We start from the raw sequence: 13,552 nt of genomic DNA, 5'->3' as shown, positions 1-13,552 counted from the left end.
CAGCTGGGCGCACCGCGAGCTCGCCGGGCAATACGGCATGGTCGTGTCGATGAGCCGGCGGGCGAACGCCTGGGACAACGCTCCGATGGAGAGCTTCTTCAAGACGTTGAAAGTGGAGCAGACTTCACGATGCCGATACGAAACTCGGGCACAGGCGAGACTGGATGTGGTCGATTGGATTGAAGGGTTTTACAATCGCGAACGCATCCACTCGTCAATCGGATACCGCACGCCTTGTGATTACGAAGCTATGCAAAAAGTAGCGTGAGTTGCTGTACGTGGAACCGAGGCATGGTCAACGAGCTTCTGCCTTGGAACGTCGCACACCTGCTTCCGGCACACGCACGCTAGACGCTGATCAACATCTCGCCGTCAATGATGGTGCAGAGCGCTCGCTTACAAGCATTTGGCGTCGGCCAGACGTGCTACAGATACGAACGGCAACGTAACGCTGAGAACGAGCACATCGCTGATTGACTGCTGCGCTTGACTGATAAATGGTAACTGGGGCTTCGGGCTGTGCTTCCTGAATCTGTGTAATGTGACGGGATTCATGTGGAACCACAAGCGCGTGTATCGAATTTACCGCGAAGCGTTGGAACAGATCATTGAGTGGCGAGGCAAGCCTCTGGCGATCCGATGTGACAGTGGACCCGAATACCTCAGCGAGGTGATCACACAGTGGACGGCCCGTCACGGCATCGCGTTGAATTATATCCAGCTGGGCAAACTGCAACAAAATGCCTATGTGGAACGCTTCAATCGAACGGTGCGATACGAATGGTTATCTCAATACTATTGGGACGACTTCGATCATGTTCAGCAGTTCGCTACGCAATGGGTGTGGAAGTGCAATCATGAGCGCCCTAACCTGGGCCCAGGCGGAATAACGCCCGCAAGCCGCAGCATAAATTCTCATTCTGCCCTGCTGCAAAAGCGGTGTGATTGCCGGGGCACTTATCTGAGGCTATCCGACTGAGCGCGAAGACAAGGCGTAGAAATGCGTCATCATTGGAGCCAACGCTCAAGAGGGCTCACGACGAGCTGTGACAGCAAGCAACCGGACTTTACTGAGTCAACCTGTTTACCAAAGTTATCAGCAAGAGACGTGACCAGATCGATAGTCTTTTTGACGCGCTCGGCGGCCGGAGAATCAGGCGTAGCGTCGATTAGCCTCAAACGAAAAACGTGAACGTATCATTTCGTTGATCTGCGGTGTCGTCTGCTTGAACGATAGGTTTTGTTTGATCTGTTCAAATGGGAATTTTTCGAGCAGAGCAATAAACGCAGAATTTACAAATGAAGACGGCACAGTATCTACGCCTTCAAATGAGACAACGACGCTCTGGCCGTGCAAAATTTGAGCGAGCACGGCGTCGTAGACGACATGGCCATCTTCATTGCTATAGCAATGTTTTACGAGATCTAGAGCTCGGATCACCACGAAAACTCCTCGTCAAGTTCGTCAGAAATGAAATATTTTGTGTGAAGGGACATCTGTATGAGCGTCCCAGGATAAAAACCTTTTGCAGACCGTGGCGTACGCTTCACAGTTCCATCAGGCCCTCTGGTACAAGATAGGATACCACCACCAGACTGAATGATGATGGCGCCGCCGTTTTTTGAAACGACGTTTTTTATCAACACGTCGAGGCCAGCGCCACGATTTCGGATGGTGGTTTGAGTCGTGAATCCTTGTTCTGCCGCACGACGAAGGGCCTGTTGATCGTTGTGTTGAGGTTCTACTGATTGAATTCGATGTGGAATCCCTACCCCGAAGTCGGAAACCGTTATTTGAACTGTATGATTTTTTGGGTAGTGCTGGGCGAAAACACAGCCAATCTTTACTTCCGAGTGGTCGTTGATGTTGTTAAATATCTCTTGAAAGCACACTTTTATTGTAGAGAGATTGGGCTCAGCTGCTCCGAGAACATTGGCTAACCAGGGAATGAGTTTGTACTCCAGATACTCATAGCTCCGTTGATATTCGACTAGCTGGAGGGGGAGGGTAGTCGCCCTAATCCTTGCTCCCGGTACGAGTGCATATCCCAAGTATTGCTCGAAAAATCCAGAGTCGTCTAGAAACCTGACGGGTGTGCTGAGATCCTTGTGGCCTTTAAAGTAAGTTTTGGCCCCAACTTTCCTCAGAAACTCAATGAGATTGCTGAGAACCGTAACGCCTGCTGGATCAATAAATTTTAGCGGTTCGAAGTCAAGATAGATTGTTGCGCAGCGTGCGTTGTGATCTCGGTCAAGGACCGATGCGACCAAGCGATACATGCTTTCCCGGTTCAAATTGCTAGGCATTTGAACCGTCAAGTGTTTTTGCGGGCTAAATAACAACTGCCAAGCCATGAGCTACCTTCAGTAATGAAGAAAAGTTCGATTGTCGCAGCAATCGAACTTTTCTTCCATTTTGAAAGCGTTGGAGCTTCAAAAGCTAGAAATTGCAATTGAAATTAAATTTCCATTTCTATGGGAACGTGGTATTGCCGGGTAAACGCCACTCGCACGTCAAATGTTTCCCCTCTACATTGACACCGCGGGACAAATCCACTCCAAGTGGTAGAGATGATGGCCACGGGAAAAAAGACGCGTCGCTGTCAAGTAAGCAATTGTCGAACAAGAGGAGCACACCGGCGCAAAAGTCTGTAGCAGGATCAGACCTAGTTTAAACGAAAAAGACGCAGGCCCAACTAAGAAAAAGTAAGATTGTAGGAACTACGCGATCGTGGAATACGGAGGATCCGGCCGTGATTGCCTTCGAAACGAAGAAATTCACTAGAAGATCCATATGGACATGGTTTTTGTTCGATCATCGGCGGTGTCGGCCGTCGGGTACGACGCTTTATCTATGCGAATGCGAATTAGATTCGTTGAAGGCCGCTCTTACGATTTTTGCGGCGTTCCGCCGTCGATCTACCAAGGGCTATTGAATTCTTTCTCGAAAGGGTCATATTACAATCAGCACATCAGAGATAGATACCGGTGTTAATGCAGAGCGAGACTATGAGGGGGAATCTTGTTACGGGATATTTGCGAGAGGAAAAAACCCAGTCACATCGTGCGCATCTGCCGGTATTTCTGCGCTCCGCCGACAAGGAAAATGTCAGCCCAGGGTGTTGTGTTCGCCGAAAGGCCGTGCTAGGTATGAAGCAAGTCCAATCGGCCGGTCACTTGATTGTCATCGTGTCTTACCGTCAATGACGGTGCAGAGCGCTGGCTTACCACTCTGGTCCAGCTCCACTTGGCGCACGACATCCGGCTTCTCGAACTTTGCTCGCCTGGCATAAGGGCTATGCGTCGTAATGCCCAATCGCTGTGTTACATCCACTGCCGAATGACCTCGCTCGGTTACTTATTTGATTGCCTCAATCTTGAAATCATCTGTGTACCGCTTGCCGTTCATACTGACCTCCTCCGTTGCCATAGATTATGATATCGAAGATGTCTAAGAAAGGCTGGATTGTTCAAGACTTACCGGTTCATTTCCATGAAACTCATATAAATGGACAGTATCAGAATTTTTTATAAATTTTTTTTGTTATTGATTGCGTTACTGTCCTGCTTGGGCAATGATTCAGTTCGGGTACTTTAAAAATAGTTTGTCTGCATGGCGACGGATGCAAATGCTCGCCTTATGGCGACTACGGTGACCCGAAGGTTTATGGCAATTTCCCACTTACTGAGATTTCATTGCCGACACCCTTGCGTTTCGCAAGCCGACCTGAGTTATTCAAAGCCCGCCGTGAAAAATGCGAAGGGCTGTTTCAGATTAAAGCCGGGTGGTGAAGAAGGCACGCGTTTCACACAATCGGGGCGGGCTATTACATGATAGAGAAGATAGACATCGAGAATTTCGGCTGTTATAGCGATTTCGTTTGGAGCAAAGCGGTTAGAGATGCTGGGAACAATGTTGCTAAATTCAAAAGATTGAACGTATTGTACGGTCGCAACTACTCAGGGAAAACTACACTTTCGCGTATTTTTCGCGCTTTAGAAACCGGCTCGATTTCTTTACGCTATGTCAAACCTGCTTTTAAAGTGACGCTTTCAAATGGAGTTTTATCTCAGGATCATATTCCGGCCCCCGACCACACGGTCCGCGTTTATAACAAAGATTTTGTTGACGAGCATCTGGCGTTCTTGGGCGATGAGACCGGACACATTTCACCATTTGCTGTGCTGGGCCAACAAAACAAAGAACTCGAAGCACAGATCGCCGCGTTAGAGACGGAACTGGGTAGTGTCGAGTCGCAAACAGGGCTGCGGCATGAATTCCAAGTCAAAAAAGTTGTGCACGCAAAAAATCGAAAACTGGCTGTCGACGCAGCCGACGGGCTCGAACGATTGCTTATCGACAAGGCAAATAGGCGACCTGCTGGCATCAAGCACAACTCGCTTTACCGAGACGCAACATACGATATTCGCAAGCTAAAACTCGATATCCAGTCTGTGGCGGATGGCAGTCTCCCGCCGCTTCCTGAGGAACGCAGAAAAGACCTAGTTGCGCTGCTCGGCGAAGCGCCCTTGCCTGACGTTAGGTCCTTACCCTTTTTTGGGCCCTCACTCGGTGCACTCTGGACCACGACCAATAAGCTGATCACCAAGAAAATCCAACCTAGTGCGCCGCTTCAAGAACTGCTGAACAATGCCATCCTGCAGAGCTGGGTGCAATCAGGCATTGGATTACACCGCGACAAACGGTCGACTTGCGGATTCTGCGGTGCACCGCTGCCGGCTGATCTATGGGATAACTTAGGTGGGCATTTCAATCGGGAGTCGACCGACCTCGATCGTCAGATCGCTGCAGCAATAGATGAAATTTTTAGAGAGAGGGGTCGCATTGATGCTCTGACGCTGAGCAACTTCAGAGCATTCTATACATCACATCAGGAGCGCTTCAACGATCAGGTTCGCACTCTACATGAAATGCTCGATCGATATCAGGCCAGTCTGCTAGCGCTCGAGAATGAGCTAGCCGCCCGCCGCAGTAATATCTTTGCGGAGCGACCGCCCCTCGAAGTCTCCGATCCGTCGTTGTTGATCGTCGAAACCATTGACGTAATTAACATGCTGATCTCTTTGAACAATAAGACCACGGCATCATTAGCGGATTCACAGATAGCGGCGCGTACAGAACTTCGTCTGGGGGAAATCGCACAATTCGTGGTGGATATTGGTCTTGCGGCGGAAGAGAAGCGAATTGGGAAGCTATGGGACGATGCGCACAACTCAGAGAGGGAGCGGGATGCGATTGAAACACAGGGTAAGCAACGAAGTGAGAAGATCGCTCATCTGAAAACTCAGCTCCGTGATGAGCGACGTGGCGCCGAGCAAGTTAATCATTACCTTGGTCACTTTCTTGGCCACGGTGGATTGCGCTTGTTAGCCTCGCAAACGACAAGCTCACCAGCCTATCGGTTTCAGATTATGCGTGGTGAACATGCAGCGTATAACCTCAGTGAGGGCGAGTGCAGTTTGGTTGCGTTTTGCTATTTTCTCGCGAAGCTCAAGGATGTAGATACAGTCGGTAAAAAGCCAATTGTCTATATTGACGATCCGATTTCTAGCCTAGACAGTAATCATATCTTCTTCGTTTTTAGCCTAATTGAAAGCTATCTCGCAAAGCCGATTGAAGACGGCGACGGTAACGTCATCAAAGACGCCAGTGAAAAACCGACTTACCGGTACGAACAGCTGTTCATTTCTACCCACAATCTAGAGTTTTTAAAGTATCTGAAACGGCTAACGAAGCCCGGTAAGGACAATGAGAGTTTCCTTGTTACACGTAAGGATTCCTCAAGCGCAATCGGACTGATGCCACATTACCTACGCAACTATGTGACCGAGCTGAACTATTTGTTTGGAGAAATATATTGTTGCTCAGATGACGCCAATACGAATCACCAGTTTCATAGCTTTTACAATTTCGGTAACAATTTACGGAAATTCCTTGAGGCTTTTCTCTTCTTCAAATTTCCATCGGCACGGAACGACCGCGCCGATCATGACGAGCGCGTAAGACTTTTTTTTGGTGATGGATCGAATACAGAAGCGTTCCTCCAAAGGCTGATAAATGAATTTTCACATCTGGGCGAATTTATCGATCGGAGCACGCAGCCAATCGATTGCACAGAGATCGCGTCGCTTGCAAAGTTTGTGCTGAGAAAGATTCGCGACAATGATCGTCAACAGTTTGATCACTTCCTGCTTAGTATCGAAAAGCCTGATCCATTTGGTCAATTTTAAGTGGCAGCTGCCTTCGGACTTGATTCACCATTAACCGAAGGCGGACTCACATCTGACGTGTGCAATCAGCACGAACGAGATTGGTGCGCAACAATTCAGGAGTGGACTTATGGGAGCGGGAGAATGCCAAGCCCAAGATGCGCGTCGTAATTAAGCGGATTTTACATCGGCATGGCTATACGCCAGATTTGGCTTCAGAAGCTGTGAAACTGGTGTCGCGGCGGGCTGAGGCTTTGGTAGTGGGATAATTCGGGGGATTCTTGGGATCCAAGTTAGTGCACAGCTTTCGATAAAAACGGGGGATCGAATGGCAGATCGTAAGGCGATACCAATTGGGACACGACTGCGCCTCTTTTCTGACGCATCGGGGCATTGTCAGAATCCCGATTGCCTCGATGTCCTTTTTCCTGCTGAAATGGGGGGGGATAAGCACATAGCCGAAATGGCGCATGTCATTCCGCATGGCGATACCGGGCCACGATATAAAGACCGGCCAGCCGATGACTTTGATGCCGATACGTTCGAGAATCTGGTCTTGTTGTGCCCAACCTGCCATACGAAGATCGACAAGAATCCTGATGCGTATCCACGCCATCTTCTGCTCGATTGGAAGGCACGTCATCTGGCACATCTGATGCTCAAACAAGGCATAAAGGCTTATGACAATCGAGCACAAGTACGGACGGCGATCGCTGGCATCCTGGCTGAAAACAGGGCCATTTGGGAGAAATTTGCACCGGAGCATGGGTCGGATTTCGAATACGATCCGGAGTCCGGTACCGCAGAAGCTTGGAACCAGCGGGTAAGGAGCGTGATTCTGCCCAACCACTACCGAGCTCTGGCAATCGTCGAGGCTAATCTGAGACTCGCCACTGAAGACGACCGGGGCACCTTTGCCGAATATCAGGAGCATGTGCGGGGCCTGTCAGAGCGCCACGTTTGCGGCGTTTCTGGCCGCGCCATCCGGTTCCCAGATACGATGGAGGGATTGTTCGCGTGAATTGGCAGATTAGATATGCGCTCGCCTCGTTCGCAGAAGACAATTACTCGACCGTCGAGCATGTCGGCGGCGACGTTATTAAGATTACGACTCGGGATCGTCCGGACGTGCTGGCCGCGATAACGGCCGCCGGTACGATCGATCAGACGACGGCAGCTCACTACCGAAAGCAGACCGAAGGGCTCGATTTTCTGTGCGGCTATCGCGTTCAATGCGTCTGGGAGGGCGAGGCCATCCAGTATCTCGAAGAGAACCACATAGGCTGGGGGAGCTTCAGTACGCTGACTTCAGCGGTGCTGAAGGGTGACGCTAACTCGGCACCGCACAAGGTATATAGATTCTCGGACAGGCTGTTACGGCAATGTGGCCAGATAGCGAAAATCGATCGCGAGTTTGATCGTATTCACCGAGTCACACTTCACAGCGGGGCAACCTTTCGAATCGGCATGATCGCAAATTATGAACCGACAGCTGATGAGGTCCGCAGTCTCTGGGCGCGGTTCGGCCCGGTCGACATCGTGTGGAACATCAATCCTAACGGTACGCCGCAGCCTGAAGCGGCGGAGGCGGGGCGTGAGCTCGGATGCGAGGTGATGAAATGGGACGATTTGAAGGATCGTTTGAGCAAGGCCTAATGACGGCCAGCGAGATCGCAGCCCACCTTTTGGGTACGTGTGCCTCGCTGGAGCATTTCGATGCGTACATGTTCGGCTCAACCCTGCACGGTATTGGCCAAGACATTGATATTCTCATCGTGGGCCCGGGCGGCGATCTGTTGGCGAAGCTCAAGAAGGAAATTCAATGCGCAGGGGAGAGTTTGCCGCTCCACATGCTTTACATGCAGCCATCAGAAGAGCGTCACACCAAGTTCGTGGCGAGAGAGAGCTGCATTCCGCTTAAGCAACTTATTTCCTCTGTCTCGCAACTGAGCAGGTCGCAGGATGCAAACCTAAACGATCGGCAGATTTGAGAAGCTGTGGAGGTGACTCCATCCTTGTAAGCTTGTAGAAATCGAACGAGATGCAAACGTATTCTGTTGTTACCCCTGTTGGTACAAAATCGTCTGCGGGCACTCTTGGGGATATCACTCGCCCACACGGTCGTTGAATCGGTACATTATCGGTACGCGATTCAGTTTTTTGCGCTTTCGCCAAAATTCGCTAAGTTACTGAATCTAAATATCTTTCTCTTGTGCAATATTACGCTCACTTTCTATTAAATATCAGCAACTTATCGATTCAACAGAAAATTTGTAATCATCAGGTGGTCGGTTCGAGTCCGGCAGCCGGCACCAAGTAAAACAACGGGTTAGACGATGTTCGTCTAGCCCGTTTGCTTTTGCGGCCGTGTGAAAGTGCGGCTTCAGTCTTTTTCTTGTGCGCTGCTCACCCTCAGCGCATGGGGGGCTGTCTCGTTAGAAACAGGCGTACAGATTCTTAAGATCGAGCTGATTTGCTCCGAAACAAAGAGAAGCATCGCTGGCGAGTCGCAGGGCGACCCGCGGCTAGCCCCAACTTCAAGCTGCCCACTATCGGAAAGTGTGCTTGAATTTCAATGTTCTTCGCGCGCTTCAGGGCACTTTGTGATCGACACTGCTGAATCGCCGGCCAAGCAGGCGGTCGAGAAAGTTGGCAAGAGCCTCGCATTTTTACCTGCCTGAATCGTCCCGTTCTCATGTGTCCAATAAGCGGCAGGCGTGCACACTCCACCGAACACCTGTTGATATATTCGGGAAAATTTTATTGGGAGTTCGGCGGATGGTATTAGACATACGGAATGCGGCGTTTGCAGATGTAGAAGCTGTCGCAACAATTCATGTCGAGTCGTGGCGTGCGGCCTATGCCGGAATATTCCCCGAACGGTTTTTGAAAGACCTTTCAGTACAAAAACGTTCGATCTATTGGCAACAGGCACTTCGCGATGGGAAGCCTCAGCTTCTTGTCGCTTGTGAAGGGCCGGCCGTGGTCGGGTGGATTGCTTTTGGACCATGCCGAGATTCCGACAAGGATGGTAATTGGGCCGAGATCGAAGCGGTGTACGTCGCTCCGGACGCATGGGGCACGGGCGTCGGTCGGCGCCTCACCCATTCGGCTAGCGATCTTCTTCTTGGAGCGGGGTACTCGTTTCTCGCACTGTGGGTGCTGGAGCAAAATTTTCGTGCTCGCGCTTTTTACGAGCGAAACGGTTTCAATGCGGACGACCCGAGTAAAAAACAGATTCAAATTGGCGGCGTTTCGCTGACCGAGCTTCGCTACCACTGCGCACTGCCGGGGATAGAAACCGTCTCTTATCCAGTCATCCGATAAAAACCGGTTTTCGGGTTATAGGAGATAAGCCCGATCGCAAAATCGAGGCGAGACGCACGCGACACGTCCCTCGGCGGGAAGGACCACGTGGCCGACGGAGGACCCGCGAGTAGTATAATTTCGCGCGATGCTAGCGGGACGAATCCAGCGTAAAGGCATCGCCGTCAACGGGAACGTCATGCGTATCGAACCTGGCCAACGCATTGCCTTTCAGATGTCGCAGTGCCTCGGCGATTCGTTGCTGGCGATGATCGTCGTCAACAATCTGGCGCGTAACGGCTACGCGGTGGTCGTATTCGGCGACTACATTCACGCGTTGCAACCCTGGTTTTCGCGTTTCGTCATTCGTCCGTCAGTGCAGCCGGAAGACGCCAGGACGGTCCTCGCGGCGTTCGACGTGGTGTTGCATGTCTACCCGCGCAATGTCGTCGGCGACGTCCGGGCGTGGCATCCCGCGTGCCTCGTGATGGAGGAGTGGCCGAATTTCAGGCAACCGAAAAACATGGTCGCCCTGCATGCGGATCTGTGCCGCCGGGATCTGGGACTCGCCGATGTCGTGGAGGATAACGGCTGGTCGGCGCCCGCCGGCAGCCAGGGCCGCAAGCATGCGCGGCGCGTGATCCTGCATCCCACGGCCAGCGCGAAAGTGAAAATGTGGTTCCCGCAACGGTTCCTGGCCCTGGCGCACGCACTGCGGCGCCTGGGGTATGAACCGGCGTTTACGGTGGCGCCCCATGAGCGCGGAGACTGGCTCTATCTCGAGGAGCACGGCTTCGCGGTCCCGGCGTTCGCTTCGCTGAGCGAAACCGCGCGCTGGATTCACGAGTCCGGCTGGTTCATCGGCAACGATTCCGGCATGGCGCACCTCGCGTCGAACTTCGGCATTCCCACTTTGTCGCTGACCATTCGAAAGCGCGTGGCGTTTCGCTGGCGCCCGGGCTGGACCCTCAGTCTCGCGGTACTGCCGCTGCCCCTGCTGCCGGCACGGCCGCTGAAGGATGTGTTCTGGCGACATTTCCTGCCCGTAGGCCGCGTCATGAAGGCCTTCGCCCGGCTCCGGCAACTGTATGCGGACCGGTAACCGTTGCCTGCTGTACGACACGGCGACGGCAGCAGCGACACGGTCATCCCCCGCCAATCCCCAACACGCGCCCGGTTACAATAAAACCCCAGGCAAAACGTGGCGCAGAAAATGAAAGAACGTACGAGCGGCAGGTTCCACGAGGCCGGGAAGCAATGACCCGCCCCCAACCCGGTGCCTTCTACGTGGCCCTCGGCAGTTCCTTCGCCGCCGGTCTGGGTCTCGGTCCGCGCGCGCCAAACAGCCCGATCGTGTCGCAGCGCAGTCAGAACGGTTATCCGCAGCAGTTGGCCCGTTTGCTGAAAGTGCCGTCCTTCACGGACATGACGTCGTCCGGCGCGACGCTTCGGCAGGTGTTGAAGGGCGGTCAATTCCATCTCGGCCCCCAGGTCGATGCGCTCGGTCCCGATACGCGGCTCGTGACGCTCACGGCGGGTGGCAACGACGTGAAATATATCGGCGATTTGGTGGCGCTGGCGTATCGGAACCGCGGCGGCGTGATCGGCTTTCTGGTGAAGCGTTTCTGGAAAGGCCCGAAACCCATCGACGAACGGGGTTTTCCCGCGTTGCGGAACGATTTCGACGCGACGCTTGCCGAGATTGCGCGCCGGTCGCCGAAAGCGCAGGTGGTGGTGGCGACCTATCCGACGGTATTGCCCGTCGATGCGGGGTGTCCCCGACTCGGACTGACCGGTGACCAGGCGAATATGATGCGGCCGGTGAGTGATGCGCTCGCCGAGACCACGCGCGCGGCGGCCGGGGCGGCGGGGGCGATGCTGGTGGACATGGCCACGCTGTCGGTCGGGCACGATGTCTGTAGCGCCGTGCCCTGGGTGAATGGCCCCTATCCCGACAAGCGGGCGGGTACCGCATTTCATCCCACGCTCGTGGGCGCGCGGGCAACGGCCGACGCCATACGCGAGCGCCTTCGCGCACACGAGGGTCAATGGTTCGTCGAGGCGTTCACATCGCAGCGATGATGCGGAGCGGGCCGGCGAGACGGGAAACCCGGTAGCGTTCGCCGTCGATGCGGCTTGCCGCCCATCGAACGGTTCGCCATCGGCGACGTGACATACATAATAGCTATGTCACGTGTATATAAAGCGTATTTTACATTTGGCAGAAAGCTTTCCATACTGGTTTTCATCGTTTGCCGCAGCCTCCGCCTGTCACTTTGAAAAACCGATGAAGATCGATAACGAAACAGGAAAGCCGTTCGCGCCCGAACCGCGTTCGCCGCGTCGGATTGCATGGGGCTGCGTGCTCTGCATTCCTCTCATGCTCGCGGTATGCGGCGGCGGCAGTGGCAATGGCGGCGGCAACGCCAGCGGCGGTTCCACCGGGACGACCACCGCCCCGCAAACCGCCACTCCCACCCTGCAACGCATTCTCTTCGTGGGCGACAGCTTCACGCACGGCCGATACACCCCCGTGAGAACCTACAACTCGGGCGGTACCCTGGACCCCGTCACCGGTTCCGCGTTGGTGTACGACGAAAACTACGGGCAAACCGGCGCGCGAGCGGAACTCGAGACCGGGCCGTGGGGCGGCATTCCGGGAATTTTCGCGGAATTCGCGCTGGAAGAAGGGCTCGATTACGACGTGCACATCGAGGCGATCTCCGAAACGAGTCTCGAAAAGAATTACGCCGCGGCGTCCGGCGTCATCGATCAATCGAAGTGGAACGCGGTGGTGCTTCAGGAAATCAGCGCGAAGCCGCTGCCGTACGCGCTCACGGTAAGCACTGTCAGCGATCCCGCCGGATTCTGTTCGAGCGTCGCGACCATCGAGCAGGGCGTGCACCAAGTCGCGCCCGCCGCGAACGTCTTCCTGTACGAGACATGGGCGAGCGGCGACACGGCGCAGACGCTCAGCGGCACGCCGGGAACGTCGGGCTATCACGCCAGCTACCTGGCGAATCTGGTCACGCTCAGCGATGCGGACCACAATGCGTATTACAGCGCGGCGGCGCACGATGGCGCGATCGCGGGCGTCGCGCCGGCGGGCGATGCCTGGCAGCGTGCGTGGAACGAGGGCATCGCCAATCCGGATCCGCTCGTCACGTCGTCGTTGCCGCTGCTCTGGTACGACATCAACGCGACCAATGATCCGGCCATCACGCAGGCGGACCTGCATCACCCCAGCATCTATGGCGCCTACCTGAGCGGTCTGGTGTTGTTCCAGCAGATCACGGGCGTGGACGTGCGGACCCTGGGCGCCGCCGAGAAGGCCGCGCAACAGCTGGGTATTCCCGCCACCGCGGCGGTGCGGTTGCAGCAGGTGGCGTGGGAGAGCGTTACCCAGGAAAGTGCGGCGCTGCTCGATGCGACCGGCGATCCGTGCGCTTCGAGCAGCTGAGGCGCCTCTCACAACCATCCCTTGCCCCGTGCTTCCCGAATCATCCGCGCCTTCTCCAGCGCCACGAGATTCTCCCGGTTCAATGCGTCGTAATCGGGATGTCGCGCGAAATACGGCCCGAGCCAGATCTCTTCGTGCGTGCGCGCCAGCGTCCATGCCAGATTGGTCGGAAAGACATAAAAGTCGGTCCAGCCGTTGAAGGAGGAGAAGGGCGGCACGTCCGGCCGGCAGTCGACGGCGACCGCATGCTTGCGGTCGTTCGTGAGCACGATGTATTCCGGTGCGGCGTGCCGCGCGTAGTGGTCGTACGCCGGGTGGCCGCAGACGCTGGGGTAGCGATCGTTGGAGAAGATGTGCCACAGAAAGTATTGCGCGCCGATGCCTCGCCGGTCGGCGCCGAACACGGCGAGCCAGCGTTCGGCCCATGCCGCCACGGCGTCGGGTTCCTGCACGACGATGCGCGGGGTCGGCTGAGCAGGTGGGAAAGAGAACGAGGCGTGCGTCATCGGACAGGACTCCTTGAGAGTGAATGCGCCCGGGAGCATCCGCCTCGGC

At 54.5% G+C, this 13,552-nt stretch carries 14 protein-coding genes and 2 pseudogenes; 12 read left to right on the top strand and 4 right to left on the bottom strand.

Annotation, left to right across the window (positions count from 1 at the left end; all coding sequences use genetic code 11):
• Both OVY01_RS22255 and OVY01_RS22250 read left to right on the top strand, forming a co-directional pair.
• Window positions 1–268 (top strand): integrase core domain-containing protein (locus OVY01_RS22255; RefSeq protein ID WP_267849814.1); only part of this gene is annotated, 268 nt, incomplete at its 5' end.
• A 131-nt stretch (window positions 269–399) separates the two neighbouring features.
• Window positions 400–904: pseudogene (locus OVY01_RS22250) on the top strand (integrase core domain-containing protein); the annotation flags it as partial.
• Window positions 905–1,153: 249 nt separating this feature from the next.
• On the opposite strand, the gene OVY01_RS22245 reads toward OVY01_RS22250, so the two are convergent.
• A complete protein-coding gene (locus OVY01_RS22245) occupies window positions 1,154–1,444 on the bottom strand; it encodes an STAS-like domain-containing protein (protein WP_267849813.1) in 291 nt (96 codons plus the stop codon).
• Complete coding sequence (locus OVY01_RS22240) at window positions 1,438–2,355, bottom strand: STAS domain-containing protein (RefSeq protein ID WP_267849811.1); 918 nt, start codon at window positions 2,353–2,355, stop codon at window positions 1,438–1,440. Before OVY01_RS22240 ends, OVY01_RS22245 begins: the two co-directional genes overlap by 7 nt.
• Window positions 2,356–2,794: 439 nt before the next feature.
• Between OVY01_RS22240 and OVY01_RS22235 the strand changes: the two genes are divergently transcribed.
• Window positions 2,795–2,995: a KTSC domain-containing protein gene (locus OVY01_RS22235; RefSeq protein WP_349293553.1), complete on the top strand. Its 201-nt coding sequence runs from the start codon at window positions 2,795–2,797 to the stop codon at window positions 2,993–2,995.
• 228 nt (window positions 2,996–3,223) lie between these two features.
• Here the strand turns inward: OVY01_RS22235 and OVY01_RS22230 are convergent.
• A pseudogene (locus tag OVY01_RS22230) lies at window positions 3,224–3,409 on the bottom strand (transposase); the annotation flags it as partial.
• A gap of 422 nt (window positions 3,410–3,831) precedes the next feature.
• On the opposite strand from OVY01_RS22230, the gene OVY01_RS22225 reads away from it, so the two are divergent.
• The 9 genes from OVY01_RS22225 to OVY01_RS22190 all read left to right on the top strand — a co-directional run bounded on the left by OVY01_RS22225 (window position 3,832) and on the right by OVY01_RS22190 (window position 12,997).
• The gene (locus OVY01_RS22225) at window positions 3,832–6,252 is read left to right on the top strand and encodes an AAA family ATPase (RefSeq protein WP_267849810.1); all 2,421 of its coding nucleotides are present in this window, start codon (window positions 3,832–3,834) and stop codon (window positions 6,250–6,252) included.
• Between the two features lie 59 nt (window positions 6,253–6,311).
• Window positions 6,312–6,500: a type I restriction enzyme endonuclease domain-containing protein gene (locus OVY01_RS23395; protein WP_432422299.1), complete on the top strand. Its 189-nt coding sequence runs from the start codon at window positions 6,312–6,314 to the stop codon at window positions 6,498–6,500.
• Between the two features lie 59 nt (window positions 6,501–6,559).
• Window positions 6,560–7,252: an HNH endonuclease gene (locus OVY01_RS22220; protein ID WP_267849809.1), complete on the top strand. Its 693-nt coding sequence runs from the start codon at window positions 6,560–6,562 to the stop codon at window positions 7,250–7,252.
• Entirely contained in the window at window positions 7,249–7,887 is a 639-nt protein-coding gene (locus OVY01_RS22215) for a hypothetical protein (protein ID WP_267849808.1), read from the top strand. Before OVY01_RS22220 ends, OVY01_RS22215 begins: the two co-directional genes overlap by 4 nt.
• Window positions 7,887–8,222 (top strand): nucleotidyltransferase domain-containing protein, encoded by a 336-nt coding sequence (locus OVY01_RS22210; RefSeq protein ID WP_267849807.1) that lies wholly within the window; start codon window positions 7,887–7,889, stop codon window positions 8,220–8,222. Before OVY01_RS22215 ends, OVY01_RS22210 begins: the two co-directional genes overlap by 1 nt.
• A 787-nt stretch (window positions 8,223–9,009) precedes the next feature.
• Complete coding sequence (locus tag OVY01_RS22205) at window positions 9,010–9,558, top strand: GNAT family N-acetyltransferase (protein ID WP_267849806.1); 549 nt, start codon at window positions 9,010–9,012, stop codon at window positions 9,556–9,558.
• A gap of 178 nt (window positions 9,559–9,736) precedes the next feature.
• The gene (locus tag OVY01_RS22200) at window positions 9,737–10,639 is read left to right on the top strand and encodes a glycosyltransferase family 9 protein (RefSeq protein WP_267849805.1); all 903 of its coding nucleotides are present in this window, start codon (window positions 9,737–9,739) and stop codon (window positions 10,637–10,639) included.
• 155 nt (window positions 10,640–10,794) lie between these two features.
• Window positions 10,795–11,619, top strand: coding sequence for an SGNH/GDSL hydrolase family protein (locus OVY01_RS22195; RefSeq protein ID WP_267849804.1), 825 nt, complete (start codon window positions 10,795–10,797; stop codon window positions 11,617–11,619).
• Between the two features lie 205 nt (window positions 11,620–11,824).
• Entirely contained in the window at window positions 11,825–12,997 is a 1,173-nt protein-coding gene (locus OVY01_RS22190; protein WP_267849803.1) for a hypothetical protein, read from the top strand.
• Between the two features lie 8 nt (window positions 12,998–13,005).
• Here OVY01_RS22190 and OVY01_RS22185 read toward each other — a convergent pair whose 3' ends face one another.
• The gene (locus tag OVY01_RS22185) at window positions 13,006–13,503 is read right to left on the bottom strand and encodes a DUF4275 family protein (RefSeq protein WP_267849801.1); all 498 of its coding nucleotides are present in this window, start codon (window positions 13,501–13,503) and stop codon (window positions 13,006–13,008) included.
• Window positions 13,504–13,552 lie beyond the last annotated feature (49 nt).

It is taken from the genome of Robbsia betulipollinis (genome assembly GCF_026624755.1).
Classification (GTDB): domain Bacteria; phylum Pseudomonadota; class Gammaproteobacteria; order Burkholderiales; family Burkholderiaceae; genus Robbsia; species Robbsia betulipollinis.
The sequence above is the reverse complement of the archived record's forward strand: the minus strand, read 5'-3'. Positions and strand labels throughout refer to the sequence as shown.